The sequence below is a fragment of the Streptomyces griseocarneus genome (assembly GCF_014655595.1).
Taxonomy (GTDB): Bacteria; Actinomycetota; Actinomycetes; order Streptomycetales; family Streptomycetaceae; genus Streptomyces; species Streptomyces griseocarneus.
The window spans coordinates 447,475-474,349 of record NZ_BNBL01000004.1 but is presented as its reverse complement, the minus strand read 5'-3'; the positions used below and the strand labels follow the sequence as shown (position 1 = coordinate 474,349).

The window sequence follows — 26,875 nt, the reverse complement described above, 5'->3', positions numbered from 1 at the left end:
CCTGCCGCATGGGCGTCCACAGCGATTGCCCCGAGAGCTCCAAGGTCTCTCCCTCAGCCTGGTCGGCGACCTACCAGCCTTGCGGCTGCGGCTGCCACCGCCGCGACGGCTGCGAATGCTGCCGAGGGAAGGCGCTGACGCCTGTCCCGATCTCGAAGGATGACGTCGTCTTCGTCGAGGTGGACCACCAGACGGTTCGCTGCGGCGGCGTCATCGCCAGCGGGGGCGAAACGCTCGAGGTTGTGGACCTCGCCAACGTCCCTCCCAGGTCAAAGCGTCTGCACTTCCTCACCAGCGAGGCCCGACCATGCGGACGACCACCTGTCTGCGCGCCATCAGACTGCCAGGAAAACGGTGATCAGCAGCCATGACCACCCGCCAGCACCACATCGCCGACGATCTCCGGCGCAGCATCGAGTCCGGCGGCTTTGCCGTGGGCGAGCGACTTCCCTCAGAGACGCGCCTCGCGGAGCACTACAAGGTCAGCGTGCCCACGTTGCGGGAAGCCATGAGCGTGCTCAAGGCCGAGGGCCTGGTGGAGGGAATCCACGGCCGAGGGAACTTCGTCCGTGAACCGCACCGCATCCCCTACGCCCATGGGCACAAAATGGCCGACAGCACGTTGCAGGTAAGCGTCGACGTCCGCCGAGTCAAGGCGTCAGGGGTTCTGCCGTCGTTGCTCCGGGTACCCGCTCAGTCTTCGCTGACGGAGTACGAATACGTCAGCTACTTGCAACGGTCCGCGCTGAGCATGGCTCGCGTGTACGTCCCCCGATCGGTCGCCAAGCTCGCCATTCCAAAGCCCAGCCTCCCGAGAGCCGGCCGCTCGCCGTGGGGCGACGACGTCCAGGACCTCCTTGCCGCGGCCGGCATCCACGTGGCCACGACGGTGGAACGTCTGGTCTCCAGGCTCCCGAGCACCGAGGAGGCACAGCTCCTACGAAGCACGACCCCCGTGCTCGTGGTGCAGCGCACGTCGTCCGACGCCGCCGGCCGCATCGTGGCCGGAGCCTTCGTGGTGCTCGCCGGCGACCGAACCGAAGTGATCTTCACGAACCACACGCACGTCGAAGCGCCGAGGGGCACCAGATGACCCACTACCTGGGCAAGGACGCCAGATGGCAGGGCAGCAACCCGGGACTGAGGGAGGCAGCCAGTGCCTAAGAAGGCCATCACCCAGCCCACGGTGACCCCGTTCGTCGTTGCCTATGACGATGAACAGGGCGGCCTTGAGGCTGACTTGACGATCGCATACACACCGACGCCGCGGCTCGCCTACAAGGTCATGCAGGCCGACGACCGCGACCGCGCGGGGGTCCTGTGGGCTCGCGTCGAGCGCGCTTCCCGCAAGGGGAAGCCGATCTTTGCCGCGATGAACCCCGAGCGCCAGCGTGAGTGCATGTACGAGCTGCTGTGCCAGGTCTGCGGGGAGCCTGCCGGCCGGAACAGGGACGGATGGCTCTTCCTGGACTGGCGGATGCCGCAGGACCCGCCGACGTGGCCGGAAGGCTCGCTCACCCATATGCCTCCCCTGTGCGAGAGAGATGCGCGGCTGGCAGTCGAGCAGTGCCCGCACGCGGGCCGTTTCATCCCGCTCCGCGTCAAGCTGCCCCGGCTCTGGGGGATCTCAGGAACCCGCTACCAGTGGACCGATAGCGGCTGGCGACGCGACTCGTCGATCCCCTGGCTCAAGTATGGAGACGAGCGCCTGAACGCCGTACTGGCCTCGCAGCTCGTGCGCGAACTGCGCAAGGTCACCGTCGTGGACCTGGATGAGGTGATGACGTCGTGAGGCGGACAACGCTGCTGGAGACCAGGGCGAGCAGGGTGGCGCCGGCACCGCCGAGCCGCTCGGTGTACGCCGTCCTACTCGCGTAGGGCCCAGCCGCCTCTGTGACCGTCCGCCCCGGCCGTGGCTCCGCAAGGTGATCCGGCCGGGGCGCGCGGTTGCCGCCACTACCCCGCACGGCGCTTGCCGCAGAACGACCAGACGTCACCGATCGAACGACAATCCCAGCATGCGGATGGCGTTCCCTCGAAGGACCTTGTACGCCACATCGGCGGGAAGCCCCGCCAAATGCTCGGCCGCCACATCCTTCGTGTGGGGCCACGTCGAGTCGACGTGGGGGTAGTCGGTCTCGAAGGTGGCGTTATCGACTCCCACAGTCTCGATCGAGGCGATGCCGTGCTTGTCGCGGAAGAAGCAGCAGAAGATCTGGCGGTAGTAGTACGTCGATGGGGGCTCCGGGATCAGGTCCTTGACCCCTCCCCACGCGCGGTGTTCTTTCCATACGTCGTCGGCTCGCTCCAGGGCGTATGGAATCCACCCCATCTGCCCTTCGCTGTAGGCGAGTTTGAGCTGCGGGAACCGCACCAGGACGCCAGAGAAGAGGAAATCCATCATCGACGCCATCGCGTTGTTGAAGCTCAAGGATGCTTGCACCGCCGGCGGCGCGTCCGATGACGTGGCAGGCATCTGCGACGACGAACCGATGTGCATGTTGACCACCGTGCCGGTTTCCTCGCAGGCCGCGAAGAACGGGTTCCAGTAGCCAGAGTGGACGGACGGCAGGCCAAGATATGCCGGGATCTCGCTGAACGTCACAGCGCGCACGCCGCGGGCGGCATTACGCTTGATCTCGGCGACCGCGAGCTCTACGTCCCACAAGGGGATAAGGCACAGCGGTATCAGCCGGCCACCGCTGTCGCCGCACCACTCCTCCACCATCCAGTCGTTATAGGCACGCACGCAGGCGAGTGCGAGCTCCTTGTCCCGTGCCTCGGAGAAGGTCTGCCCGCAGAAGCGCGGGAAGGTGGGGAAGCAGAGGGATGCCTCGACGTGATTGAGGTCCATGTCTTCCAACCGAGCCTTGGGATCCCAGCACCCGCGACGCATCTGCTCACGCGTGATGCCCTCAAGGGTCATCTCGTCCCGCGAGAAGCCGACGGCAGCGATAATCCGCTTGTACGGGAAGAGCTGCCCCTCGTACTCCCACCAGTCCGTGAGCTGCCCATCCGGGCTGGTGGTGAATCGGTACTTGCCACCGACGTACTTCAGCTCTCCGATGCCAGCGGTGAGGGGCTTCGGCCCCACGTCCCGATACTTGCCCGGCAGCCAGGCCTTGAAGAGGTGGGCGGGCTCGATCACGTGATCGTCCACGCTGATGACCTTGGGCAGTTCGCGGTCGACAGCTTCGGTGTTGGGCACGACGCCCCCTTTAAATCTGACGTACCGTCAGTTCGAGCTTAGGGCGAGCCACCAATAGCGGCAAGGCTTCACAGCCGCGCGATCCCGCTTCGCCCCCTCTGCAGAGGAACGAAGCAGGATCGCGCACACACTTGCCGATCGCCACTTACCGGATGAGCGAGCGCAGCACTGGGACGCTGGCGCCGGCAGAGGTCAGCCCGACCACGGCGGCACCAGACGCCGACGTGCCGGCGAGGGCCGTGAGGCCCCCGAGCACCAAGCCGATGACGACGGCGGCGAGCAGCACCACCGCGGTGTGCAGGGACAAGAACGGCGGCTCTGGCTCCGCCGTAGGCGGTCGCGTAGTTGCGGGAGCTGCCTGAGAGTTCTGTGTGTTTGCCATGTCTCGACTTTGGCCAACCGCATCCCGCTGACCTGCATAGATCGAACGAACCTGCAACAGCCTGATCGGCAGGGAACGATCGTTCAGCGGAGGGATGATGTTCAGCCGCTCGCTCCCTGTTCAGACCTGTTCAGGAAAGTTCGCCCGCGTTCAGCCATCGACGCCTTAGCCTGCGGAGCACCACTCAACAGGACGAGGAACATGGCGCCGCAAGACACAGCAATGAGCAGCTACGAAGACGCGCTCGTGGACCTAGGGCAGCGCTTGACACGGCTGAAGGTCCAACGGGGCAAGCCGTCGCTACGGGCGATCGAGGCTCGCGCGAAGCAACTGTTCGGCGCGAAGGCAACACTGCCGATCGCAACCCAGAGCGCAGCTTTCAACGGCCGGCACATCAACGTGGACACTCTGATCCTGATGGTGCGCACCCTGATGTCCTGGGATGAATACGGCGAAGAGTGCACGCCACCCAGCCGTCGAGCAGCGGAGCTCGACGAATGGCGCACCCGGTGGGCCGCCGCCGTAGCCCTGCAGTCGACGCGCCGACAGCCGGCCGCAGCAGCAAGGCCCACCCTTGCTGCGCGAGTGGACGACAGCCGCGCTTTGGAGCCTCCGCGCCCCGCGGCCACCGATACATCACCATCTGCGGACATCCGCATGCGCGACAAATACGGACTGGCACTACCCGTTAGCAGCCGCGCGATCTACGGGGTGGCCTTCTCTCCAGACGAAAGCCTTCTGGCAGCTTGTTGCGCAGACGGGACGATTCAGCTTTGGGAGACCCCTCCAGCGCAAGACGGTAGCCCGTTACAAGCCTCCGATACTCCACTCACAGGCCACGATGGCCCGGTCTATGGAGTGGCCTTCTCTCGGGATGGACGCTACATGGCGACTTGTGGCGCTGACGGCACAGTACGGCTGTGGGATGTCTACTCCCGCGAGCCCGTCGGCGAGCCTCTCGTTGGACACGAGGGGCCGGTCTACACCGTTGCGTTTCTGATGAATGGAGCCCGTGTAATTGCTGGCGGGGCAGACGGATCGGTGCGGCAGTGGGACACCTACACTCTGACTCCCACCGGCGAGGCACTCCAAGGGCATGGCGGGCCAGTGATCGCGCTGGCATGTCCTTTGGGCGGGCCTCTGGTAGCCGGCGCAGCGGACGGGCTTGTGAGGCTGTGGGAGAGGTCAACAGGTGCCCCTACCAAGAGGTATGCCACCGGGTACAGTCCTGTATACGCGATAGCTGACACTGGCTTCACCCTCGCTATCGGATGCTCGGATGGAGTGGTGCATTTTTGGGATACGCGAGAAGAGCCAAAAACAGCTAATATGCTGCGCAACGGAAGCGGCAGCGCCATCTACACCCTTACTCAAGGGCACGGTTCAAACATTATAGCTGGCAGCCACGACGGTGGGCTGCGACTGTGGAACCGAGGAAACGGCAAGTGGGAAATTACCGCGGAAATACTCGAGGCCCATAATGGCCCCATTTTCGCGGCGGCACTTTCACCTGAAGGCAATTATCTCGCGACTGGTGGGGCGGATGGAGATGCGGCCCTGTGGAATCCGACCACGCTGAAATTTCTTGGTTCAGCAGATGAGTTAGTGGGGGAAGCGAGTCAACCCCCTCGTTCAATCGAGAACGACGAGTTAGCCCCGGCAACTTCGCTTGCCGCAAAAGCAATACACTATGCAGTCCAGCAGAGCCCTGTATCGCTACCTCCGTTCGTTTTCGAACAGGGCGCCCGAGCGGTTGCATTCTCGCCGGATGGCCAGCTGCTGGCCACTGGCACAGACGACGGGGCGGTGCAGCTGTGGGATCCCGTCACGCGAACACCCATCGTCGACCGACTCACAGCGCGTGGCGGCATGGTTAGATCACTGGTGTTTTCACCTAATAGCAGCCTGCTGGCTGCCGTTGACGCCGGAAAACCGGTGCGGCTGTGGAATACGGCCACCTTTAAACCTGTCGGGGACCTGAACAAGATCCCCACTGGCTCGATCAGATCTATGGCATTTTCTCCGGACAGTCAAGTGATGGCCACGGGCGGAGATGACGGTACGGTACGCCTTTGGGATCCGGCCACGCAGGAGCCTGCCCGCCGCCGGCCGCGCAACACGTACGGCGGGAAGATCATCGCGATGACGATCTCGACTGATGGGCTACTGGCTGCGATCGAAGAGAACGCAGGGGTGTGGCTCTGGGACTTGGCCGACGAGAGCGGCCTGCACCTTTTGCGCGTAGCGGCTCCCTCTACTACTGCAATAGCGTTTTCTCCGGACGGCAGCGTGCTTGCTTTAGGGGACACACAGGGCCAAGTGCTTCTTTTGAGCACGAACACTCGAAAACCCATCAATAAGCCGATCATCGGCATCGGCGGCCCAGTGAGAACCCTCGAATTTGCACCGAACGCGTGCTGGCTAGCCATCGGAGGGGAAGACCAGCACGTCTGGCTGGAGCGAGTCGATGGTGGAAGCGAGATGGCCAGGGCTGCCCTCATCGGCCATCACGACACGGTCGACGGCGTGGCCTTCTCACCGGACGGTTCTCTCCTCGCTACCGCATCCAGAGATCGGACAGTGCGGTTGTGGACGCTCCCCGATGAAGATCGCGACTGGTGCTGAAGGAGGGTGCCACCGTGCGGCGGGAGTTGCGGCTCCTGTGCAGCTATGGATTCCACACAGAGCACGGGGACGCGCTGAAACATGGGGGGCACTGCCGTCACAGGGTCACACGCCTCATGGCGAGCTCACGTGTGAAGCGCGACCGCCTCATGTTTCAGCAGCGCGTCCCCGCCGCAACTCGCAGCAGGCGTGCGGAGTGAGCAAGAGTCACACCATCCCGCGTACTCTATTCGGGATAGAAGGTAGCAAATCAAAGCGAGCTTACTCCTCCGGCTCGCCCTTCAACCTGTAATAGCGCCGGATGCTGTCTGCTAGCTGAATAGAGTCAGCCTTCTTCTTTTGGAAGTCAGCAGCCTCAGCGCGCTCCAGACGCAACTTTTCCTTGATGTCCGGATGAAGCTCCGGAAAGCAAACATCCATAACCGTGCCACGGAAAAGATACGGCGCAACAGCGACAGGCATCGATATCATACAGACACCGAAAATCTGAACTAGAAGATCGCGACCGCTCGCCGAATTCAGGATGTAACCTATCGGGCCGACGGATAACACTACCGAGACAAACAGATATGCATACCAGGGAAGATCGAAACCGTGAATCCGGGAATGGATATCGAATGCCCCTATCGAGATGAACACCAGAGGTAGCATGGCGGTCATCAGCGCCTGGTTGAACCACCCCTCGGTGCCTTCTAATGACAGCCACATGAGCCAGCAGGACCACGCGACGATAGCAATCGAATAGATGGATCCCAGCCAGGCTACGATTTTTTGACCTTTACTCAGCTCGCTTTTCCCAAACCCCTCTTCAACCGCGCTCGCGTAATCCTTCAGCTTCCCGCTGTGGCCTCTTTCCCAGATCTGTGGATCGACCAATTGTTCCAGAGAGGTGGGTGTCCTCTGAATTGCTAATGAGGAGGCCGAGGCCGTAACAGGGGACCCGCCAGCGGCCGACAGCTTCTGAGAGGATGAGCGGCTGCGTGGTGTGCTGGGTGGCTCGGTCTCCCTCGGTGGTGTGGATCGGGACGAGGCCGGACGGCGGGCGATGGCCACGTCGCCTTCTCCGGAGAACTTCAGCTGCGGGGCGATGACGGCGTCTGCGGTCATCCAGTGGTGCACCTGCCGGTAGACCTCAACGATGGTCAGGGCCTCTGCGGCCTTGCCAGGTTGTGCGGTGCGCAAGGCGCGGACGAGTTGGCGAGTGAACGGGCTGGATTGGCCGGGACGGGTGGCCGCTCGGGCGAGTTGGGTGGATCTGCTGCTGGTGAGGACGTAGCGCCCTCTGCCGGCGACAGAAGCCGAAGGGGTGAGCCCCTTGAAGGCGCCGCTGTAGCAGCAGTCGAGAATGATCACTGTGGTGGTCGCCGGTGAGCCGTCGATGATGTTGTTGATCTCTATGGCGCTCAGGGCAGTGGATCGCAGGCCGGCGGTTCTGGTGTCCTTGGCACAGAGGTAGAGGGTGCCGCGTTCATCAAGTTGGCCGTGGCCGCTGTAGTAGAGCAACAGCACGTCCCCACGGGCCGCAGTGGTGAAGAACTCGTCGACCTGCTCCCTTAAGTCCTGGACACCGTGATCGGACAGGGTTTCGACGTCAGCGGAGTCAAACAGCCCGACTTGTGGGTCTGTCAACACTTGCTTCAGCTGCGTGATGTCGGCGAGGGGCCCGTTGATGGTCGGGAGGCAGTGTGGGTCGCGGGGGTAGGTTGCGTTGCCGATCAGCAGCGCCCGGTAGCGCCGACTGTCCGCCATCAACCGTCCCCCAATCGGCTCCCGAGACCCTCGGTGAGCGCCTGGAGGGACGCCTGGTCAATGTTGTCGCCGACGACCCGGATACTCTGCTCCACTCCCGCGCCATCGGTCCAAGTCACAGTCAACGATCTCGTTTTATCCCGGGCCAACCAGGCCCGAAAGCACGCCACGGCAGCGGTCAGCGCGCTGGAAGACCCCAACACGAGAACCGTTGCCTCGACGGCACCCTTGTGGCCCAGCCCGGGCAAACCGCGGAGGACGACCGGTCCCGCCTCTTCGCGCAGCGTCGCATGCAAGGCCGCGACCTGGTCGTGCCACGGTTGATCGTCTGGAGCGAATCTGCTGGTCTCCGGACGGATCGCAACTTCGACCTCTGCAGTCATACCCTCCCCCTCATGTGCCTACAGCGGGCAGCATATTGCTAGGGCCCCACGGAATGGGTCCCCGCCGCACCACCCCACAGCTCAACTACTGAAACATCTGAAGTGTCACTGCCGTCACCGCGTCACACTTCTGCCAGGCCACTCCCACCCCTCCATATGTCAGCCATACCTACGAGGCTGCAGGTGGCGCTTGAGGGATCAGAGTGGAGTAAACGGGGAGTGGATCTTGCAAGTCGTTCCTCGCCGCACCAACTCGGACCGGTGCGGACCGACGTCCTGACCTGCGGCATAGCCATACGCCCAGGTCACAGCCGTCCCGCTACTTCATTCGGGACGAAGAGGTCGTGGGTTCAAATCCCGCCACCCCGACTTGGTTGTACGCATCAGGGCCGGTCTCCTTCACGGGAGACCGGCCCTGATGCGTTGTGCGGGGCAATCATCCTCCGCCCCCTCCTCACGATCGGCGCCCATCGGCTCAGCCGATGGGGGTCATCGGCACAGCGCCCCAGCGGACCGTGGACGGGGGGTGTCGCCCGTCCGTAGATTTCCTGCTGTCGGGCCCACGTCGCGCCGGCCGGCGAGCGCGCGGCCCCGCCGGATCACTGACCGCTCGCCCACGGCCGCCCCCTGATCGTCCCCCTCTCCCCACCTCCGCCCAGAAGGAGCCCTGTCATGTCCACAACATCCAGCCAGGAGAGGAAGGGAGCGATCGAGCTCACGCTCGCCATGGTGCTCTCCGGGACCATCGGGATCTTCGTCGTCGAATCCGGCGCCTCGCCCTTCAACGTCGTCTTCTTCCGCTGCGTCTTCGGCGCCCTGGCCCTCGGCCTCTACTGCCTGGTCCGCGGCTACTTCAAGAACCACGGCTTCACTCCCAGGAAGCTCGGCCTGGCCGCGCTGGGCGGCGTCTTCATCGTCTTCAACTGGGCGTTCCTCTTCGAGTCCTACGAGACGACGTCGATCTCCGTGGCCACCGTCGTCTACCACACCCAGCCCTTCTACGTGGTGCTGCTGGGCGCCGTGCTCTTCAAGGACCGGCTCACCGCCGACAAGCTGGGCTGGCTGGCCGTCGCCTTCGTCGGGCTCGTGCTGGTGGCCGGGGTCTCCCCCTCCGACCTCCGCAGCGGCAGCGCCTACCTCACCGGCCTGGGCTACGCGCTGCTGGCCGCGCTCTTCTACGGCTTCTCCACCGTCATCACCAAGCGCGTGACGGGCGTGCGCCCCCACCTCGTGGCTCTGGTCCAGGTCCTCCTCGGCATCCCGCTCCTGCTGCCCTTCGCCGACTTCGGCCAGGCCTCGAGCCTGGGCGGCGGCGGCTGGGCGTGGCTCGCCGGCCTGGGTCTGATCCACACCTGCCTGATGTACGTCCTGATGTACTCCGCCTACCAGAAGCTGCCCACCCCGAAGATCGCCGTGCTGGCGTTCGCCTACCCGGCCGTGGCCATGGTGTGCGACTGGACCGTCTACGGCCATCGCGTCAGCCTTCTGCAGGCCCTGGGCATCCCACTGATCGTCGCGGCCAGCCTGGGCAACAACCTCGGCTGGCGCTTCCAGCGATCCGGTGGCGTCAGGCGGGCAGCGGCTGCCGCTTCTCCTCGGTCATCGTCCGCATCGCCTCGTCGATGAACAGCCGCATCTCACGCGAGAGCCTTTTGCCCTGCCGCCACGCCAGCTGCGTGTACACGGTGAAGGGCGCCTCCCACGGAAGGATCACCAGCTCGCCCGAGCGGACCGCGTCGGCCACCGTCATCTCCGGCAACAGGCACACGCCCAGTCCGGCGGCGGCACCCCGCTTGATCGCCTCGATCGTGCCGAACTCGAGGAACGCGGCCGGATTCCCGTCCCCCGTGCTCAGCTCGGCCTCGAACAGCTCCCGGTACGCGCATCCCGCCTCCGTGGCCAGGACCTGCACCTGCCGCAGCGCCTCGGTCGTCACCCGCGGCCGGGCGGCGAGCGGATGCGACGGCGACGCGACGAGCACCAGCCGCTCCTGGGCCAGAACCGCGGTCTCGAGCCCCTGGTGCTCGGTGGTCTGTTCCATGAGGAACCCCAGGTCGTAGACCCCGTGCCGGAGTGCGTGGCGGGTCTCGGCGCACAGACTCGGGCGCAGGGACAACTGCACGCGCGGATAGCGGTGGTGAAAGAGCTCGAGCAGCGGCGGCATGCGGTAGGAGGTGATGCTCTCCATGGTGCCGATCACCAGCGTGCCCGTCGGTTCGCGCAGTCCCGCCACGTCGACGCGAGCCTCCTCGGCCAGCGCCAGGATCTGCTCCGCGTACGGCAGCAGCCGGACACCCGCGTCCGTGAGCTGGATCTTTCCCCCGAGCCGGTCGAAGAGCTGCGTCTGCAGCGAGCTCTCGAGCGCTTTGATCTGGCTGGTCACGCTGGACTGCGCGTAGCTGAGCTCGGCAGCCGCCCTGGTGAAGCTCAGGACTGCGGCGACTTTCTGAAAGGTCGCCAGGTGTCGTAGCTCCACTCCCCACCCCTCGTTGTCATACTCACTTGATCTTGGTCTTGATCATGCCTGGTCCCGTTGCGTGCCGGGCCCTCTCGCTCACCCTGAGGGGTGAGCGAGATATGCACAACCGGCCGGTAATCCACAGCCCGAGGCTCTTCCTCCTGCCATGTCCGACGCCCGGCGCAGAATGGGGGGCATGACTGAGAGCAACGGGGCCCTGCGGGGCGATGCGGGCGTGCCGGACTGGGAGAAGCGCTTCAGGGCGCCGCGGGTGGGGCTGCCGAAGTGGGCGAAGGACGCGCCCGAGCGGTCGTTGTTCACCTCCAACGCGACGGGGACCTTCGAGCTGTACGCCTGGGACCGGGCCACGGGCGAGCAGCGGCAGGTCACCGACCGGCCGAACGGGACGACGGGCGGAGCCCTCTCCCCGGACGGCGAGTGGATCTGGTGGTTCGCCGACACCGACGGCGACGAATTCGGCACGTGGATGCGCCAGCCGTTCCACGGCGGGCCGGACGAGCCCGCCACCCCTGGGCTCGAGCCCGCGTACCCTGACGGGCTGGCCCTCGGCCGGGACGGGACCGCCGTGGTCGGCCGCTCCACCGACAAGGGCGGCTCCTCGGTCCACGTCGTCCGCCCCGGCGGCGAACCGGTGGAGGTCTACCGCCACCAGCAGTCGGCCTGCGTCGGCGGCCTCTCCCACGACGGCTCGCTGATCGCGATCGAGCACACCGAGCACGGCGACGCCATGCACTCCGCGATCCGGGTCGTCCGGACGGACGGCACCACCGTCGGGGAGCTCGACGACACCCGCGGCGGTACGGAGGAGCTGGGCCTGGCCGTCATGCGCTTCGCGCCCGTCGACGGCGACTGCCGGCTGCTCGTCGGCCACCAGCGGCACGGCCGCTGGGAGCCGATGCTGTGGAACCCGGTCACGGGCGAGGAGACGCCGCTGGCCGTCGGCCTGCCCGGCGACCTGGACGCCGACTGGTTCCCCGACGGCAGCGCGCTGCTGATCGACCACAGCTACCGGGCGCGCAGCGAGCTGTGGCGGTACGACCTGGCCGACGGCACGCTGACCCGCCTCGACACCCCGCAGGGCACCGTCTCCGGAGCGCTGCCCCGGCCGGACGGGACGGTGGAGTTCCTGTGGTCCTCGGCCGCCAAGCCGCCGGTGGTGCGCTCCACCACCGGGCACGTCGTCCTCACGGCGCCGGCGGCACCCCAGGGGATCGCGCAGGCGCCCGATTCGGTTCCGGTCACCGACGCCTGGGTCGAAGGGCCGGGCGGCACGATCCACGCGCTGGTGCACAAGCCCGCGGGCGAGGGACCGTTCCCGACGGTCTTCGAGATCCACGGCGGTCCGACCTGGCACGACAGCGACGCCTTCGCCGCCGGTCCGGCGGCGTGGGTCGACCACGGCTTCGCGGTCGTACGCGTCAACTACCGCGGCTCCACGGGATACGGGCGCGCCTGGACCGACGCGCTCAAGCACCGGGTCGGGCTCATCGAGCTGGAGGACATCGGTGCGGTGCGCGAGTGGGCCGTGGCCTCCGGGCTCGCCGACCCCGGGCGTCTGGTGCTGGCCGGCGGCTCCTGGGGCGGCTACCTGACCCTGCTGGGGCTGGGCACCCAGCCCGGCGCCTGGGCGGTGGGGCTGGCCGCGGTGCCGGTCGCGGACTACGTGACGGCCTACCACGACGAGATGGAGGCGCTGAAGGCCCTGGACCGCACGCTGCTGGGCGGCACCCCCGAGGAGGTCCCGGAGCGCTATGCCGCCTCGTCACCGCTGACGTACGTCGACGAGGTCCGCGCCCCGGTGTACATCTCCGCCGGCGTGAACGACCCGCGCTGTCCTATACGCCAGGTCGAGAACTACGTGGAACGGCTGGAGCGGCGCGGTCACCCCCACGAGGTGTACCGCTACGACGCGGGGCACGGCTCGCTGGTGGTGGAGGAGCGGATCAAGCAGCTCCGGCAGGAGATCGCTTTTGCGGAGCGTCACCTGGGCCACCGGAGTCCACAGAACCTTCAGAGCCCTCAGAGCCTTCAGGCCCCTCCGAGCCCTCAGGGGTGATGCCGAGCGCGAGATCGCGGGCCGCCTCGGCCTCACGGCGGAAGAGCCGGAACCACATGAACAGGACGAAGCCGGCGAAGACGAACCACTCACCGGTGTAGCCGAGGTTCTGGAAGGCCTTGAGGTCGAGGCCGCTGTTCGGGGCGGCGGCCGGGGGCACCGCGGTCAGGGCGCCCGACGCCTTGGACACGGTGATCCACGCGTCGTACACCTCGTACGGCACGAGGTTGACCAGCGAGGCGGCGCTGATCACGCCGAGCTGGCCGGCGGGCACCCCGCCGGAGGTCCGTACGCCCTTGGACGACGGGCTCTCCGAGGCCTGCAGGGCACCGGTCACGGTGACCTCGCCGGACGGCGGGGCCGGGATCCCGGCGGTGTCGGTCCGGGAGCCGGCGTCGCCGGGCAGCCAGCCGCGGACGACGGGCAGCGCCTTGCCGCCGTCGGTGCGCAGCAGGCTCAGGACGTAGAAGCCCTTGCGGCCGTCGAGGTCCCGGTCGGGTACGAGCAGTTGGTGCCCGGCGTCGTAGCGGCCGCTGGCGGTGGCCTGGCGCCCCGATGTCTCGGTGCTCACCGGCAGCAGGTCCCGCAGCGGGGCGGCGTCCGCCGTCCGGGCCTGGTCGGCCTGGGTCTGCTGATCGCGATGCGAGTCGACGCGCGTCTCGAAGCGGCCGAGCTGCCAGGTGCCCATGAACAGGCACACGGGGATGGCCAGCACGGTGAAAACGTTGATCCCCCACCACCGGGGAGTCAGCAGGAACCGATACACACCACCACGGTACGGGCACGACGCCGAAGACCGTCCCCCGGGGCGGAGACCTCGCCTACGCCGACGGGATCGTGGCCAAGGGCCCCGTGCGGTAGACGGTGCCCGCGCACGCTTCCGGGATCGTGGCGTCGGCCGCCTTGGGCTGGCCCGCGTCGGGGGTGTGGCTCAGGGTGACGCTCGCCGGGGGCGCCGGGGAGGCGGCGGCATTGCCGCCGTCGTCCCGGGCCTGCGACGCTTCCGCCGCGGCGGGGTGGCCGGTGCCGGGGGCCGTGGAGGGCGTGGGCTGCGCGCTGGGGGTGGGACGGCTGGGCCTGGCGCAGCCGCTGGGGCCGCCGTCGGCCGCCGGGATCCAGGCGAACTGGATCTCGTAGGCCTGGCCGGGCTGGAGGATCACCTGGCTGGGTTCGCTGGCCGGGTCGGGCAGGCCGACGGCCGCGTCGCCGGGCGTGTGGTCCACCACGGACACGCGCGAGCTCTCGGCACCGCCCTGCGCGTGCGCGGCGACCTCGCCGGCGGCGGTCACGGCGCAGACCGTGCCCGAGACGTTGACGACGCGGAAGGCGCCGTACACCCGGCCTTCCTTGTCGGCGGCGCCGACGGTGCCCACGCCCTTGCCGAGCTGGTCGCGGTCGCACGTGGGCGAGGAGGCGGCCAGGGTGGGCGCGGTGGCGGGCGGCGTGCCGCCGGCGGAGCCCGTCGGACCGGCGCTGCCGCCGTCCTTCCTGCCCCGTTCGGCCTTCCCCTTCTTCTCGTCCTCGCGCTCGTCAGGACCGGAGGTGCTTCCCCGCCGGTCGCCGTCCTTGTCGGACGTGCCGCGCGTACCGCCCGCGTACTCGTCGTGGGAGCGCTGGCGGCTGCTGGCCGCGTTGGTGGACCGCTCGTCTGCGGTGCTGCCGGTCGTCGCGACGTGGATGAGCACGGGCAGGGCCGTGGCGCCGAGGATCACCGCGGCCGCGGCCCCCACGACGGCCTGCCGCCTGCGGGTACGCCGGAGCGGCACGGCGCGCCGGAGCTGCTCCAGCGCGTCCGGGGAGGGCTCGAGGTCGTCGACCGCGCCCTGCAGCAGCCGCCGCAGCGCCTGCTCGTCGAGGCCGGGGCCGGTGCCCATGCCCGAGCCCGAGCCCGAGCCCACGCCCGAGCTCGAGCCCGTGCCCGAGCCCACGCCCGAGCTCGAGCCCGTGCCCGTGCCCGTGCCCTCGCGATCCTGGTCGTAGTCGCCCGGATCGTGGTGCTGGTGGCTCATACCGGCGCCTCCATGGCGATCCGGAGCGCCGCGATCCCCCGCGAGCCGTACGCCTTCACCGAGCCCAGCGAGAGGCCCAGGGTCTCGGCGACCTGGGCCTCGGTCATGTCGGCGAAGTAGCGGAGGACGAGGACCTCACGCTGGCGGCGCTGCAGTCCACGCATCGCTTTGATCAATTGGTCGCGCTCCAGCTGTTCGTACGCGCCCTCCTCCGCGCTCGCCATGTCGGGCATCGGCTTGGAGAGCAGCTTCAGACCGAGAATGCGGCGACGCAGCGCGGAACGGGACAGATTGACCACAGTCTGCCGCAGATAGGCGAGGGTCTTCTCCGGGTCGCGGACCCGGCCGCGCGCGGAGTGCACACGGATGAACGCCTCCTGCACCACGTCCTCGCAGGACGCGGTGTCGTCGAGAAGCAGGGCGGCGAGGCCGAGCAGCGACCGGTAGTGGGCCCGGTAGGTCTCGGTGAGGTGGTCGACGGTGGTGCCCGCTGCCATCGCCTCGTCAGCGTCCCCGCACTGGGGAGACGCCTGGGCGGGGAGCCGGTCCGGTATCTGTGTGGGGCGGGCGGCCGACCAGGGGGCTATCACCGGCATACCGCCCGGCGAGCCGGCACGCGGGCGTGCCGGGGCGCTGCCGCGCCTCGGGACGGTTGCGATGCTGATGACCTCTGCCACGCCTGTTGGACACGCTTCCCCCCGTCAGGGTTGTACGCGCGAGGCATGACGTCCGACGCGACGCCGGACGCGTTGCCGGACGCAGTGTCCGGCGACCCGTCTGCCGACACGCCTCCTGACCATGCGTCACATGCCCTCATGCGTACCAACTCTTCCTCAATGCGCCTTTTGGGTACCGCCGCGAGAGACGGCAACAAAGACGCTCCCCGCCTCAGCTGCGGTTGCAGTGGGCGGGGAGCGAATCGTCGAACAGTTCGTCTGCCCAGTTCAAGAGGTCCGTACCCATAAGTTGATCACAAGCGGAACGCTGATGATCACAGGACCTTCACACATCCCCCCAGTATTACGGAGCGGTCAGCTCCGCCGCCACGGCTTCCGCGATCTGGGCCGTGTTGAGGGCTGCGCCCTTGCGCAGATTGTCGCCGCAGACGAAGAGTTCGAGCGCCCGGGGGTCGTCCAGCGAGCGCCGTACGCGCCCCACCCACGTCGGATCCGTGCCCACCGCGTCGGCGGGCGTGGGGAACTCCCCGTCCGCCGGGCTGTCGCACAGCACCACCCCCGGCGCGTTCGCCAGGATCTCGTGGGCCCGCTCGACGGTCACCTCGTTCTCGAAGCGCGCGTGCACGCTCAGCGAGTGCGTCGTGATCACGGGTACGCGCACGCAGGTCGCACTCACCCGCAGGTCCGGCAGCGCCAGGATCTTCCGCGCCTCGGCGCGGACCTTCAGCTCCTCCGAGGACCAGCCGTCCGCCATCAGCGACCCGGCCCACGGCACCACGTTCAGCGCGACCGGCGCGGGGAAGGGCCCCGCCGCGTCGCCGACCGCCCGCCGCACGTCGCCCGGCTGGGTGCCCAGCTCCGTACCCGCCACGGCCGCCAGCTGCGCGCGCAGCGCGTCCACGCCGGCCTTGCCGGCGCCCGACACCGCCTGGTACGAGGCCACGACCAGCTCGCTCAGCCCGAACTCGGCGTGCAGCGCGCCCACCGCGACGATCATCGACAGCGTCGTGCAGTTCGGGTTCGCGATGATCCCGCGCGGGCGCACCCGCGCCGCGTGCGCGTTCACCTCGGGCACCACCAGCGGAACGTCCGGGTCCATCCGGAACGCCGCCGAGTTGTCCACGACCACCGCGCCCTTGGCCACCGCGATCGGCGCCCATCGCGCGGCCACGTCGTCCGGCACGTCGAACATCGCGACGTCGACGCCCTCGAGCGCCGCCTCGCTCAGCGCGACGACCTCGACCTCCTCGCCCCGGACGGTCAGCTTCCGCCCCGCCGAGCGCGCGGACGCGACGAGACGGATCTCGCCCCAGATGTCCTTGTGCTGGGAGAGGATCTCCAGCATGACCGTGCCCACCGCGCCGGTGGCGCCGACGACGGCGAGCGTGGGCCTGGCGCCACGGCCCTGGGACCGTCGCGCCTCGGCGGTACGGAACTCGGCGATGCGGGCCTCGGCGATGCGGGTCTCGGCGACACGAGCCTCGGCGGTAAGGGCGTCGTCGGTACGGACCTCGGCGGTACGGGCGTCGTCCGCGGTCGTACGTCCGACGCCCGTACCACCGGCGGTCGTCATCGGCCGGTGCCTCCGTAGACGACGGCCTCGCTGTCGCTGTCCAGGCCGAACGCCGTGTGGACGGCCCGCACGGACTCGTTCACGTCGTCGGCGCGCGTGACGACCGAGATGCGGATCTCGGAGGTCGAGATCAGCTCGATGTTCACACCGGCGTCGGACAGCGCCTCGAAGAACGTCGCCGTGACGCCGGGGTTGGTCTTCATGCCGGCGCCGACCAGCGAGATCTTGGCGATCTGGTCGTCGTAGCGCAGCGAGTCGAAGCCCACGCGGGCCTTCGTCTTCTCCAGCGCCTCGATCGCCTTGCGGCCCTCGGTCTTCGGCAGAGTGAAGGAGATGTCGGTCAGGCCGGTCGTCGCCGCCGACACGTTCTGCACGACCATGTCGATGTTGATCTCGGCGTCGGCGATCGCCCGGAAGATGGCCGCGGCCTCGCCCGGCTTGTCCGGCACGCCCACGACCGTGACCTTCGCCTCGGAGGTGTCGTGTGCGACGCCCGAGATGATCGCCTGCTCCATCGGCTGGTCCCCTTGCGGTTCGTTGCTGACCCAGGTGCCGCGCAGCCCGGAGAAGGACGAGCGGACGTGGATCGGGATGTTGTAACGGCGCGCGTACTCCACGCAGCGGTGCAGCAGCACCTTGGAACCGGAGCTCGCCAGCTCCAGCATGTCCTCGAACGAGATCCAATCGATCTTGCGGGCCTTCTTCACGACCCGCGGGTCGGCGGTGAAGACGCCGTCGACGTCGGTGTAGATCTCGCACACCTCGGCGTCCAGCGCCGCCGCCAGCGCGACGGCGGTGGTGTCGCTGCCACCCCGGCCCAGGGTGGTGATGTCCTTCTTGTCCTGGGACACGCCCTGGAAGCCGGCCACGATCGCAATGTTGCCCGCGTCCACGGACTGCTGGATCCGGCCCGGCGTGACGTCGATGATGCGCGCTTTGTTGTGGACCGAGTCGGTGATGACTCCGGCCTGGCTGCCCGTGAACGACTGCGCCTCGTGACCGAGGTTTTTGATCGCCATCGCCAGCAGGGCCATGGAGATCCGCTCTCCGGCGGTCAGCAGCATGTCGAACTCACGCCCGGCAGGAATCGGGGAAACCTGCGCGGCGAGATCGATCAACTCGTCCGTCGTGTCGCCCATCGCGGAAACCACGACGACCACCTGGTGGCCGTTCTTCTTGGCTTCCACGACTCGCTTGGCGACCCGCTTGATGCCCTCGGCATCGGCAACGGAGGAGCCTCCGTACTTCTGCACGACAAGGCCCACGTGCGCTCCTCGCAGCTATACATATGCGTAATGCGGTCGGGTCCGAGTCTAGCGAGCAGCCGGAACCGGCCACGCCGGTATCAGATGGTGAGATTTCCGGTCGTGGGCGGTCAGTCCGCGTAATCCTTCAGCTTCTCGGTCTTCAGGACGATGCCGACGGGGGCGGGGATCTCGACGCGCTCGCCGAAGGACCGCGAGACAATACTGCGGTACTCGCCCTTCTCCGGCTCCGTGTGCACGGTGATCATGCACCGCTCGCGGTCGACGAGGAGATACACGGGGATGTCCGCACCCGCGTACCCGTCGCGCTTCTCCATACGGTCGCGACGATCAGTGTCGGAATCGTGCGAGGTGACCTCAACCGTCATCAGCACGCCCTCGGGGTCGGCCCACTCCCCCTGCCCCACGAAGTGATCCTCGGGCACGAGAGACCCGTCCGGGCGCGCCCGACCGTTGCGGTACGACTCCACCTTCAACCCCTGCTCGGGGTAGAGCACGAGCTCCGGCCGCTGCTGCATGCACTGCTTCAGCAGCCACATGACGATCGCGCCGTGGGTACCGTCAGGCACTGGCTTGACCTTGACCTTTCCGTTGATGAACTCAAGCCGGACGGTCTCCGGCGCCCTGCGGGCAAGCTCCTCGAAGTCTTCGACGGGCATCTGGGCCTGGGCGGTCATCCTCGGGGTCATGGCGTCGCCTCCTCCCCTCCATGGTGCCCTCACCAAGGGCGGCGCGGTCATGTACGCGCCTTACGGGCGATCCCCGCTGCGGCGCGGAGAATGTCGACGCGCCGTGTGACCTGCTCGGGCGGCAAGGCTGACCAGTTGTCCTGCTCGTCGCCCCAGGGGTCCTCGGACAGGAAGGTGTCCGGCGAGGGCGGCGCGGAGCGGTCGTTGTAGGCCGGTACGGGCCGCGGGGGCAGAGGCGGGATTTTGCTCTCCAGTCGTTTGCGCACGAAGCCGGCCGGGCTGTGGATCTGCGACGGAAGCCCGGCCGTGACCGCCGCCACCAGCTGTTCCGTGGTGATGTGGCGGCTCAGCCATTCCGCTGCGAGGGGTTCGAGATGGGCGCACTCGGCGGCCGAGAGCGTCAGCCGGGGGTCGGTACGCCCGAGGGAGGCGAGGGCGCGGTACGCGCGTGAGGCGCGCGGGGCAGCGGCGGGTACGGGCTCGGGTTCCGTCTCGGGTTCCAGCTCGGGGGCGTCCTCCGTGGGCGCCTCGCCGCGCTCGAACCGCTTCCACCACTCCCCCGAGCGGGCGGTCCGGGAGAAGAACGTCCGCGTCACCCGGCGCACCCCGGTCTTCGTCACCTTGGACACGTGGCGGATGAACACGTGACCGGCCTCGCGCAGGTACCGCAGCGCCGAGCCGCACGCCTGCTGGCCGTAGCCCGGTAGCACCTTGGCCAGCGTCTTCGCGTCCATCGCCGCCCCTTCGGGCAGCCGGTCGATGAACGCGGCGATGGTCGCCTCACGCCTGGGCAGATGCGCGAAGTCGTCGCCGGTGGGCGGGGCCTGGTCGGGCGCGTTGCGCTTGCCGAAGCCGGGATTGGCCATGGGGTGTGCGGGGGCGGGCAGGACCGCACTAAGGTTGGCAACAGCCACGGGTCGACTCGCATTCGATCTCGGAGGTCAGACCCCGGTTCGGTGTTCCAGCACCGGCCGGGGTTGTTTGTTGCTCGCACGCTAGGGCGTCCGTACGCCGCGTCGCAACCCGATCACGCAAAGTCATGCTGCTTGTGGTAAAGGCGACTTGGGGGTGGGTGGGTGGGAGATAGCTCCTACCGCCCATTCCTTGAAAGCAGAGCTCGGGTCTCGGAGCTCGGAGCGAACCTCAGAAATGCCGCCCAGGCGGCAGGGGTTACGTCGAGTCTCCCCGAAGCTCGGGGCTCGAGCTTCGAGTCCCGGACGTGGACGGTGCCGGGGCAGGTGGCGACTTCTACGCAGTCGCCGCCTTCGCCACCGCTATAGCTGGACTTCAGCCAGGCGAAGGCGACTTCGACGCAGGCCCCGCCGTCCCCACTGCTGTAGCTGGACTTGAACCATTCCAGCCCCTCGTAACTGCCTATTGCGCACTCGCGGTTCATAGCTCCCCTAGCGTCTTCTCCAGCAGACTCACCGTGTCTTCCGGGGTGAGGGCCTGCGACCGCAGGATGGCATAGCGCATATTCAGCTCGGAGACACCCTTCGGATCGGAGGTCAGCACGCTGGCCCTCTGGCCTTCGAAGTAGACCAACCGCTGCTGCTCCTGGGTCTCCAGCACATACATGGGCCCAGACAGCCCCGCATGCGTCTCGCGCCGCGTAGGCATCACCTGAATGTCCACGTTGCGCCGCTCGGCCAGCTTGAGCAGAGCACGCAATTGGCCGCGCATCACTTCCTTGCCACCGATCCATCGCTCGAGCGTGACCTGCTCGATCACCGCGTTGATCACCGCGTGCGGCGTGCGACACAGAAGCTGTTGGCGCTCCGTACGAGCAGCCACACCCTCCTCAACTTCATCGTCATCGAGGACCGGGCGATTACTGCGGAATACCGCCCGCGCGTACTCCTCGGTCTGGAACAACCCAGGGATCACGTGGTTCTCGTAGATGCCGAGCGACGCGCATTCCCTCTCGTACCGCGCGTACTCCTCGAACCAGTCCGGGAACTTGCTCTGCACAATGTGCTCGGCCGCATCCCGCAACAGCCCACCCGCGTTGCACAACAACTCGGCAGCGTCGACAAGTTGGAACGACGGGCTCCGCCGCCCCTGTTCCACCGACTTCACCAGCTCCACCGAGTACCCGGCCTCCTGGGCCAGTTGCTCCCGGCTCACCCCCGCCCGCTTGCGCCAGCCCATCAGCTGGCTCCCGAACATCCGCATGGTTGCCGACCGGGTCTGCGCTTGCCTGTCGCCCGACATGTTTCTCCCCTCCCGGCCTTCCCCGCCGACCGCGTCTCACACGCAGGTTAGACACGATCACGCATCGTGTTCGCCGTAATCCGACGAATCACCCCGTGCTCCGGGCGTGTGCGTCCGCACGCCGTCGCGCGTTCCGCGCCGGACACTGACAGTAGGTAGAAGGAGGGGTGGCTCTGGGAGGCAGCGATGAAGTTCGACCACAAGGCCGAGGCAGACATGCGGCTGTATTCGGAGAAGAGGGCGGCGGAACTGGCGCAGAAGCGTCGCGAGGCGGCCGAAGAGGCCCGGTCCCGAGCCGACGGCGAGGCGGCTGCCGAAGCCCCGGAAGCGGAAGCGGACACGGACGCCGAGGTCGACAGCGGCGAAACGCGCTAATTCACCTGGCGGGCCGCAGGGGCTCGGGGCCCCTGCGGCCTCAAAACCTCCGGTTCAGGACTCCAGGGGAGCCCGGGACCGCAGTCCCAGCGGGCCGGCGATCTCCGCCTGCATGACGCGTCCGGCCTCCTCGGCCAGCTGCTCGTCGGCCACCGCGTCCGTGTCGAGGCCGTCGAGCTCGTCCAGCGGCTGGTCGAGCCGTACGTGCGCGACGAGCGACTGCAGGGCGCGCAGGCACGCCGAGGCGGTGGGGCCCCAGTTGGAGAGGTAGGAGAACTGCCACCACCACAGCGCCTCGCTGACGCGGCCGTCGCGGTAGTGGGCCATGCCGTGCCGCAGGTCGGTGATGATGTCGGCGAGGTCGTCGGAGATGCGCGACGCGACGGGCGCGCTGCGCGGTACGTAGGGGTCGAAGACCTCGGAGTAGACGTCCACCGGGTCGAGCATGGCCGCGAACCGCTCGCGCAGTTCGTCGACGTCCGGCTCGGGGCCGACGTCCGGCTCGTAGCGCTCGTCCGGGAAGAAGTCCTCGTGCGCGCCCAGCCTGCCGCCGGTGAGGAGGAGCTGCGAGACCTCCAGCAGCAGGAAGGGAACCGCGCTGTCGGGCTCGTCGCCGCGAGACACCTCGGCGACGGCCACGATGAAGCTCTCGATCGAGTCGGCGACCGAAACGACGAAGTCGTCGGGATCGCGCTTGGAGTCGTGCAGCGTTGCGTCAGACATCGAGCAGTCTTCTCCCTTCGAAGGCACGCCCGAGCGTGACCTCGTCGGCATATTCAAGATCCCCACCCACGGGTAGGCCACTGGCCAGCCGTGTGACCTTCATCCCCATGGGCTTCACCATGCGCGCGAGGTACGTGGCCGTGGCCTCGCCCTCGAGGTTGGGGTCGGTGGCCAGGATCAGCTCGGTGACCGTGCCGTCCGCGAGCCGCGCGAGCAGCTCACGGATGCGCAGGTCGTCCGGGCCGACGCCTTCGATGGGGCTGATCGCCCCGCCGAGTACGTGGTAGCGGCCGCGGAACTCTCGCGTCCGCTCGATCGCGACGACGTCCTTGGGCTCCTCCACGACGCAGATGACGGCGAGGTCGCGGCGCGGGTCCTGGCAGACCCGGCACCGCTCCTCCTGCGCCACGTTGCCGCACACCGCGCAGAAGCGGACCTTCGCCTTGACCTCGGTCAGCGCGTGCGCGAGCCGGCGGACGTCGGCCGGCTCCGCCTGGAGGATGTGGAAGGCGATCCGCTGGGCGCTCTTGGGACCGACACCGGGCAGCCTGCCCAGCTCGTCGATCAGGTCCTGGACCACGCCTTCATACACGGATCAGGTTCTCCTTCTGCGATTTTTCCGTACGAACGTCACGTACGGGTACGGGTCAGAACGGCAGGCCGGGGATGCCGCTGCCGCCGCCGAGGCCCTGGGCGAGCGGGCCGAGCTTCTGCTCCTGCAGCTGCTGGGCGCTCGCGTTGGCGTCGCGCACGGCGGCGAGGACCAGGTCCGCGAGGGTCTCGGTGTCCTCGGGATCCACGGCCTTGGGGTCGATGACCAGGCCCTGGAGCTCGCCGGCACCGGTGACGGTGGCCTTCACCAGGCCGCCGCCGGCCGATCCCTCGACGAGCGTGTGCGCCAGCTGCTCCTGGGCCGCGGCGAGATCCTGCTGCATCTTCTGGGCCTGCTTGAGCAGCTGCTGCATGTTGGGCTGGCCACCACCGGGGATCACGGATTCGCTCCTGGCTGTAGACGACTGAATGCTTCGGTAGCCCGAGCCTACGTGCTCACCGCGCCGCGCGCCCTACGCCGTGGGAAGGAGACGGGAGGGACGGGGGGAGCGCCCGGAAGCACGGGCTCCGGGCGCCCCCGCGCCTCACTCGTTGGCGATCTCCTCGATGACCGTCGCGCCCAGTTCGCGCACGATCAGGTCGTGGCCGCTCAGCGCGGTGTCGTCGAGGTCGGGGTCGTCCTCGGCGGGCACGTCGTCCTCGATCGCGACGGAGGGCGGCTCCGGCTCCCGGTACGGCGCGGCGGGCGCGCTGGGGGGCGCGGGCGGGCCGGACGGGGCCTGGCGGTACTCCTGCGCGGGGGCGGCCGGGGCGGCGACCGGCTGGGGGGCCGCGGCGGGCGCGGCGGCTGGGGCGTAGGCCTGGGGCCGGGCCTGCGTCTGGGGGCCGGCGTAGGAGGTCGCGCCTCCGCCGAAGCCGCCGCCGCCGGGCGCGGCGGCACCCGCGCCGCCGGAGGGGTCGACGAGCAGCTCGGTCTTCCACTGCAGGCCGAGGTCGCCGAGGGCCTGCCGGAGGACGTCCTCGCTGCCGCTGTTGGCAAAGCTGTCGCGCGCTCCGGCGTTGGAGAAGCCGACCTGGAGCGTGGTGCCGTCACAGCCGGCGACCTGGGCGTTCTGGCTCAGCAGGATCCACGTGAAACGTCGGCGGTTCTTGACCGCCTCCAGGATGTTCGGCCAGAGCTGGCGCGCCTGGGAGGCGTCGCCGTGGGGCTGGGCGGCGCCACCGCCGGCCGGGGCGGCGGCGGGCGCGGGGGCGGCGGGGGCCGCGACGCCCTGCGGGGGTGTGGCGGCGGTCGGCCAGGCACCGGCCTTCGGCGCCGCGGCCGGGGCGGCGGCGGGCGTGGGAGCCGTAGCGGCGGGCGCGGGCGGGGCGGCGGCGGTGGGCCAGGCCCCTACGCCCTGGGCCGGGGCGGCAGCGGGTGCGGCGGCGACCGGAGCGGGGGCCGGAGCCGGGGCCGGGGCCTGCTGAGGCTGCTGGGGCTGTACGGGCGCGGGGGCGGGGGCTGCCGGGGCGGGCGAGGCCACGGGGGCGGCGGGAGCAGCGGCGGGGCCGCTGACGGCGGCGCGGGCCGCGGCGGGCCCGGAGAGCCCGGCGCCGGCCGGAGCGTGCCCCTCCGGCCCCGGTACGTACCCGACGGGAGCGCCGCCGGGGGGCGCGGCCACGATGCCGCCCCGCTCGAGCCGGTCGAGGCGGGCCCGTACCGAACGCTCGTCGTCGAAGGCGGCCGGAAGCAGCACCCGGGCGCAGATCAGCTCCAGCTGCAGCCGCGGCGAGGTGGCGCCGCGCATCTCGGTCAGGCCCTCGTTGACGATGTCCGCGGCCCGGCTGAGCTCCCCGGCGCCGAAGACGGAGGCCTGGGCCTGCATGCGCTCCACGACGTCCACGGGGGCGTCGATGAGGCCCTTCTCGGCGGCGTCCGGCACCGCGGCGAGGATGACGAGGTCGCGCAGCCGCTCGAGCAGGTCGGCCACGAAGCGCCGGGGGTCGTTGCCGCCCTCGATGACGCGGTCGACGACCTCGAAGGCGGCGGCGCCGTCGGCCGCGGCGAAGGCGTCGACGACGGCGTCGAGCAGCGAACCGTCCGTGTACCCGAGGAGGGACGTCGCCATGGCGTATGTCACACCGTCCTCGGCGGCGCCGGCCAGCAGCTGGTCCATGACGGACATCGAGTCACGCACGGACCCGGCGCCGGCGCGCACGACGAGCGGCAGCACGCCGTCCGCGACGGGGATGGCCTCGCGCTCACACACCTCGCCCAGATACTCACGCAGGGTGCCCGGCGGGACGAGCCGGAAGGGGTAGTGGTGCGTACGGGAGCGGATCGTCCCGATGACCTTCTCGGGCTCCGTGGTGGCGAAGATGAACTTCAGGTGCTCCGGCGGCTCCTCGACCACCTTCAGCAGGGCGTTGAAGCCCGCCGAGGTGACCATGTGGGCCTCGTCGATGATGTAGATCTTGTACCGGCTGGAGGCGGGGCCGAAGAAGGCCTTCTCGCGCAGCTCACGGGCGTCGTCCACACCACCGTGGGAGGCGGCGTCGATCTCGATGACGTCGATCGAGCCGCGGCCGTTGCGCGCGAGGTCCTGGCAGGACTGGCACTCCCCGCAGGGAGTGGGCGTCGGGCCCTTCTCGCAGTTCAGGCAGCGCGCGAGGATGCGCGCGCTGGTCGTCTTGCCGCAGCCGCGCGGCCCGCTGAACAGGTACGCGTGATTGACCCTGTTGTTGCGCAGCGCCTGCTGCAACGGGGTGGTGACATGCTCCTGCCCGATGACCTCGGCGAAGGACTCGGGGCGGTAGCGGCGGTAAAGCGCGAGGGACGACACACCTACGACGATATCGGGCCCCACTGACAAGTGGCCTCGCTCACACTTTCCAAGGCCCCACGGCCCCCGGAGCGCCCCCGGAAACACAAGGGCCCCCCACGTACCCGCCAGAGCCCACTTACCCTTGCTGCCTTCCGGCCCTGGGGGAGTTGGGTGAGATAGCGCCACGTGAGGGGCTTACCCCCACCCTAGCCGATCCCGGGGGGTGCGCGGGCACGCTCACCCCCTCCGAGACCCCCGTCTTGGATCAGGTTCGCGAGCACTGCTCAGAGTCTTGTATTGTTTGCCCCGGAGGATTCGCCTAGAGGCCTAGGGCGCACGCTTGGAAAGCGTGTTGGGGGCAACCCCTCACGAGTTCGAATCTCGTATCCTCCGCCAGTGCCTCACCGGGCACGAACCGAAGGCCCCGACCGGGAAACCGGCCGGGGCCTTCGGCGTTCCGTGGGCGCGGTTGCCGGGCGAACGAACATCCAACCCTGGCCCACCCCCACCCCGGGTCGTCCGCTTGCCGATAATCCGTGACGGATCGATTCTCGTTACCCTGGCGGGCATGACCGCCATGGCACCCACCCGCACCGAACCGGACCTGTCCTTCCTCCTGGACCACACCAGTCATGTGCTGCGGACGCAGATGGCTGCGCGACTCGGCGAGATCGGGCTGACCCCGCGCATGCACTGCGTCCTCGTGCACGCCTTGGAGGAGGAGCGCACCCAGGCGCAGCTCGCCGAGATCGGGGACATGGACAAGACCACGATGGTGGTGACCGTCGACGCCCTGGAGAAGGCCGGCCTCGCCGAGCGGCGGCCGTCCAGCACGGACCGGAGGGCGCGGATCATCGCAGTGACGGAGGAGGGGGCGAAGGTCGCCCGGAAGAGCCAGAAGATCGTCGACGGCGTCCACGAGAGCGCCCTCGGCGCCCTGCCCGACGACGAGCGCGATGCGCTGCTCCGGGCGCTGAACCGCCTGGTCACGGGCCACCTGGAGACGCCCGTGGAGGGGTCTCGGCCGGCTCGGCGGGCGCGCCAGAAGGGCTGACCGGGAAGGCCCGCGAACGGCCGAATGCAGCCCTCACCAGACCCTGATCCGCAACAGA

25 protein-coding genes, 1 tRNA gene and 1 other RNA gene are annotated in these 26,875 nt (G+C 68.6%); 8 read left to right on the top strand and 19 right to left on the bottom strand.

Features of this window, described 5'->3' with window-relative positions; genetic code table 11:
• Positions 1 to 367 precede the first annotated feature (367 nt).
• Complete coding sequence (locus IE295_RS13700) at positions 368 to 1,093, top strand: GntR family transcriptional regulator (protein ID WP_190063871.1); 726 nt, start codon at positions 368 to 370, stop codon at positions 1,091 to 1,093.
• A gap of 63 nt (positions 1,094 to 1,156) precedes the next feature.
• Positions 1,157 to 1,792, top strand: a complete 636-nt coding sequence (locus IE295_RS13695; RefSeq protein ID WP_190063870.1) for a hypothetical protein — start codon at positions 1,157 to 1,159, stop codon at positions 1,790 to 1,792.
• A 201-nt stretch (positions 1,793 to 1,993) separates the two neighbouring features.
• Here IE295_RS13695 and IE295_RS13690 read toward each other — a convergent pair whose 3' ends face one another.
• Complete coding sequence (locus tag IE295_RS13690) at positions 1,994 to 3,208, bottom strand: amidohydrolase family protein (RefSeq protein WP_190063869.1); 1,215 nt, start codon at positions 3,206 to 3,208, stop codon at positions 1,994 to 1,996.
• A 145-nt stretch (positions 3,209 to 3,353) separates the two neighbouring features.
• Positions 3,354 to 3,515 carry a hypothetical protein gene (locus IE295_RS13685; RefSeq protein ID WP_190063868.1) on the bottom strand — a complete coding sequence of 54 codons (162 nt, stop codon included), beginning with the start codon at positions 3,513 to 3,515 and terminating at the stop codon, positions 3,354 to 3,356.
• 297 nt (positions 3,516 to 3,812) lie between these two features.
• Between IE295_RS13685 and IE295_RS13680 the strand changes: the two genes are divergently transcribed.
• Complete coding sequence (locus tag IE295_RS13680; protein ID WP_229922959.1) at positions 3,813 to 6,215, top strand: WD40 repeat domain-containing protein; 2,403 nt, start codon at positions 3,813 to 3,815, stop codon at positions 6,213 to 6,215.
• 261 nt (positions 6,216 to 6,476) lie between these two features.
• On the opposite strand, the gene IE295_RS13675 is transcribed toward IE295_RS13680, so the two are convergent.
• Together IE295_RS13675 and IE295_RS13670 are read right to left on the bottom strand one after the other, a co-directional pair.
• Positions 6,477 to 7,964 carry a caspase family protein gene (locus IE295_RS13675; protein WP_190063866.1) on the bottom strand — a complete coding sequence of 496 codons (1,488 nt, stop codon included), beginning with the start codon at positions 7,962 to 7,964 and terminating at the stop codon, positions 6,477 to 6,479.
• The gene (locus IE295_RS13670) at positions 7,964 to 8,347 is read right to left on the bottom strand and encodes an effector-associated constant component EACC1 (protein ID WP_190063865.1); all 384 of its coding nucleotides are present in this window, start codon (positions 8,345 to 8,347) and stop codon (positions 7,964 to 7,966) included. The genes IE295_RS13675 and IE295_RS13670 overlap by 1 nt, the downstream gene beginning before the upstream one ends.
• A gap of 672 nt (positions 8,348 to 9,019) precedes the next feature.
• Here IE295_RS13670 and IE295_RS13665 point away from each other — a divergent pair.
• The gene (locus IE295_RS13665) at positions 9,020 to 9,973 is read left to right on the top strand and encodes a DMT family transporter (RefSeq protein WP_190063864.1); all 954 of its coding nucleotides are present in this window, start codon (positions 9,020 to 9,022) and stop codon (positions 9,971 to 9,973) included.
• On the opposite strand, the gene IE295_RS13660 is transcribed toward IE295_RS13665, so the two are convergent.
• Positions 9,915 to 10,823 carry a LysR family transcriptional regulator gene (locus IE295_RS13660; protein ID WP_190063863.1) on the bottom strand — a complete coding sequence of 303 codons (909 nt, stop codon included), beginning with the start codon at positions 10,821 to 10,823 and terminating at the stop codon, positions 9,915 to 9,917. The genes IE295_RS13665 and IE295_RS13660 overlap by 59 nt on opposite strands.
• 169 nt (positions 10,824 to 10,992) lie before the next feature.
• Here IE295_RS13660 and IE295_RS13655 point away from each other — a divergent pair, with 169 nt between their 5' ends.
• Positions 10,993 to 12,882, top strand: coding sequence for a S9 family peptidase (locus IE295_RS13655; RefSeq protein WP_372478807.1), 1,890 nt, complete (start codon positions 10,993 to 10,995; stop codon positions 12,880 to 12,882).
• Here IE295_RS13655 and IE295_RS13650 read toward each other — a convergent pair.
• The 9 genes from IE295_RS13650 to IE295_RS13610 all read right to left on the bottom strand — a co-directional run bounded on the left by IE295_RS13650 (position 12,770) and on the right by IE295_RS13610 (position 21,309).
• Positions 12,770 to 13,648, bottom strand: coding sequence for an SURF1 family protein (locus tag IE295_RS13650; RefSeq protein WP_190063861.1), 879 nt, complete (start codon positions 13,646 to 13,648; stop codon positions 12,770 to 12,772). The genes IE295_RS13655 and IE295_RS13650 overlap by 113 nt on opposite strands.
• Positions 13,649 to 13,703: 55 nt before the next feature.
• Positions 13,704 to 14,891 carry a hypothetical protein gene (locus IE295_RS13645; RefSeq protein ID WP_190063860.1) on the bottom strand — a complete coding sequence of 396 codons (1,188 nt, stop codon included), beginning with the start codon at positions 14,889 to 14,891 and terminating at the stop codon, positions 13,704 to 13,706.
• Positions 14,888 to 15,487: a SigE family RNA polymerase sigma factor gene (locus IE295_RS13640; protein WP_224323009.1), complete on the bottom strand. Its 600-nt coding sequence runs from the start codon at positions 15,485 to 15,487 to the stop codon at positions 14,888 to 14,890. Before IE295_RS13640 ends, IE295_RS13645 begins: the two co-directional genes overlap by 4 nt.
• A gap of 424 nt (positions 15,488 to 15,911) precedes the next feature.
• Complete coding sequence (locus IE295_RS13635; protein WP_190063858.1) at positions 15,912 to 17,141, bottom strand: aspartate-semialdehyde dehydrogenase; 1,230 nt, start codon at positions 17,139 to 17,141, stop codon at positions 15,912 to 15,914.
• On the bottom strand, positions 17,138 to 18,406 hold the full coding sequence (locus IE295_RS13630; RefSeq protein WP_190063857.1) for an aspartate kinase: 1,269 nt from the start codon (positions 18,404 to 18,406) through the stop codon (positions 17,138 to 17,140). Before IE295_RS13630 ends, IE295_RS13635 begins: the two co-directional genes overlap by 4 nt.
• 110 nt (positions 18,407 to 18,516) lie before the next feature.
• Positions 18,517 to 19,095 carry a Uma2 family endonuclease gene (locus IE295_RS13625; RefSeq protein ID WP_190063856.1) on the bottom strand — a complete coding sequence of 193 codons (579 nt, stop codon included), beginning with the start codon at positions 19,093 to 19,095 and terminating at the stop codon, positions 18,517 to 18,519.
• 47 nt (positions 19,096 to 19,142) lie between these two features.
• Positions 19,143 to 20,009: a hypothetical protein gene (locus tag IE295_RS13620; protein ID WP_190063855.1), complete on the bottom strand. Its 867-nt coding sequence runs from the start codon at positions 20,007 to 20,009 to the stop codon at positions 19,143 to 19,145.
• Positions 20,010 to 20,185: 176 nt separating this feature from the next.
• Complete coding sequence (locus IE295_RS13615) at positions 20,186 to 20,491, bottom strand: DUF397 domain-containing protein (RefSeq protein WP_190063854.1); 306 nt, start codon at positions 20,489 to 20,491, stop codon at positions 20,186 to 20,188.
• Positions 20,488 to 21,309 carry a helix-turn-helix domain-containing protein gene (locus tag IE295_RS13610; RefSeq protein ID WP_190063853.1) on the bottom strand — a complete coding sequence of 274 codons (822 nt, stop codon included), beginning with the start codon at positions 21,307 to 21,309 and terminating at the stop codon, positions 20,488 to 20,490. Before IE295_RS13610 ends, IE295_RS13615 begins: the two co-directional genes overlap by 4 nt.
• Positions 21,310 to 21,495: 186 nt before the next feature.
• Between IE295_RS13610 and IE295_RS13605 the strand changes: the two genes are divergently transcribed.
• Positions 21,496 to 21,684, top strand: a complete 189-nt coding sequence (locus IE295_RS13605) for a hypothetical protein (RefSeq protein ID WP_190063852.1) — start codon at positions 21,496 to 21,498, stop codon at positions 21,682 to 21,684.
• 54 nt (positions 21,685 to 21,738) lie between these two features.
• On the opposite strand, the gene IE295_RS13600 is transcribed toward IE295_RS13605, so the two are convergent.
• The 5 genes from IE295_RS13600 to ffs form a co-directional block, all read right to left on the bottom strand.
• Positions 21,739 to 22,407 carry a DUF5063 domain-containing protein gene (locus tag IE295_RS13600; RefSeq protein ID WP_190063851.1) on the bottom strand — a complete coding sequence of 223 codons (669 nt, stop codon included), beginning with the start codon at positions 22,405 to 22,407 and terminating at the stop codon, positions 21,739 to 21,741.
• Complete coding sequence (recR, locus tag IE295_RS13595) at positions 22,400 to 22,999, bottom strand: recombination mediator RecR (RefSeq protein ID WP_190063850.1); 600 nt, start codon at positions 22,997 to 22,999, stop codon at positions 22,400 to 22,402. The genes IE295_RS13600 and recR overlap by 8 nt, the downstream gene beginning before the upstream one ends.
• Before the next feature lie 55 nt (positions 23,000 to 23,054).
• A complete protein-coding gene (locus IE295_RS13590; protein WP_190063849.1) occupies positions 23,055 to 23,399 on the bottom strand; it encodes a YbaB/EbfC family nucleoid-associated protein in 345 nt (114 codons plus the stop codon).
• Between the two features lie 144 nt (positions 23,400 to 23,543).
• Positions 23,544 to 25,781: a DNA polymerase III subunit gamma and tau gene (locus IE295_RS13585; protein WP_190063848.1), complete on the bottom strand. Its 2,238-nt coding sequence runs from the start codon at positions 25,779 to 25,781 to the stop codon at positions 23,544 to 23,546.
• A gap of 85 nt (positions 25,782 to 25,866) precedes the next feature.
• Positions 25,867 to 25,961, bottom strand: an RNA gene (gene ffs / locus IE295_RS13580) — signal recognition particle sRNA small type.
• 110 nt (positions 25,962 to 26,071) lie between these two features.
• On the opposite strand from ffs, the gene IE295_RS13575 reads away from it, so the two are divergent.
• Both IE295_RS13575 and IE295_RS13570 read left to right on the top strand, forming a co-directional pair.
• A tRNA-Ser gene (locus tag IE295_RS13575) sits at positions 26,072 to 26,159 on the top strand.
• Positions 26,160 to 26,331: 172 nt separating this feature from the next.
• Complete coding sequence (locus IE295_RS13570; RefSeq protein ID WP_190063847.1) at positions 26,332 to 26,817, top strand: MarR family winged helix-turn-helix transcriptional regulator; 486 nt, start codon at positions 26,332 to 26,334, stop codon at positions 26,815 to 26,817.
• The last annotated feature ends 58 nt before the right edge of the window (positions 26,818 to 26,875 follow it).

Excerpts from the sequence above, each read along its gene's own strand:
- IE295_RS13700 (WP_190063871.1), top strand. The coding sequence starts at position 368 with ATGACCACCCGCCAGCACCACATCGCCGACGATCTCCGGCGCAGCATC.
- IE295_RS13680 (WP_229922959.1), top strand. The coding sequence starts at position 3,813 with ATGAGCAGCTACGAAGACGCGCTCGTGGACCTAGGGCAGCGCTTGACA.
- IE295_RS13675 (WP_190063866.1), bottom strand. The coding sequence starts at position 7,964 with ATGGCGGACAGTCGGCGCTACCGGGCGCTGCTGATCGGCAACGCAACC.
- IE295_RS13670 (WP_190063865.1), bottom strand. The coding sequence starts at position 8,347 with ATGACTGCAGAGGTCGAAGTTGCGATCCGTCCGGAGACCAGCAGATTC.
- IE295_RS13665 (WP_190063864.1), top strand. The coding sequence starts at position 9,020 with ATGTCCACAACATCCAGCCAGGAGAGGAAGGGAGCGATCGAGCTCACG.
- IE295_RS13655 (WP_372478807.1), top strand. The coding sequence starts at position 10,993 with ATGGGGGGCATGACTGAGAGCAACGGGGCCCTGCGGGGCGATGCGGGC.
- IE295_RS13645 (WP_190063860.1), bottom strand. The coding sequence starts at position 14,891 with ATGAGCCACCAGCACCACGATCCGGGCGACTACGACCAGGATCGCGAG.
- IE295_RS13640 (WP_224323009.1), bottom strand. The coding sequence starts at position 15,487 with ATGCCGGTGATAGCCCCCTGGTCGGCCGCCCGCCCCACACAGATACCG.
- IE295_RS13635 (WP_190063858.1), bottom strand. The coding sequence starts at position 17,141 with ATGACGACCGCCGGTGGTACGGGCGTCGGACGTACGACCGCGGACGAC.
- IE295_RS13625 (WP_190063856.1), bottom strand. The coding sequence starts at position 19,095 with ATGACCCCGAGGATGACCGCCCAGGCCCAGATGCCCGTCGAAGACTTC.
- IE295_RS13615 (WP_190063854.1), bottom strand. The coding sequence starts at position 20,491 with ATGAACCGCGAGTGCGCAATAGGCAGTTACGAGGGGCTGGAATGGTTC.
- IE295_RS13610 (WP_190063853.1), bottom strand. The coding sequence starts at position 21,309 with ATGTCGGGCGACAGGCAAGCGCAGACCCGGTCGGCAACCATGCGGATG.
- IE295_RS13605 (WP_190063852.1), top strand. The coding sequence starts at position 21,496 with ATGAAGTTCGACCACAAGGCCGAGGCAGACATGCGGCTGTATTCGGAG.
- IE295_RS13600 (WP_190063851.1), bottom strand. The coding sequence starts at position 22,407 with ATGTCTGACGCAACGCTGCACGACTCCAAGCGCGATCCCGACGACTTC.
- IE295_RS13570 (WP_190063847.1), top strand. The coding sequence starts at position 26,332 with ATGACCGCCATGGCACCCACCCGCACCGAACCGGACCTGTCCTTCCTC.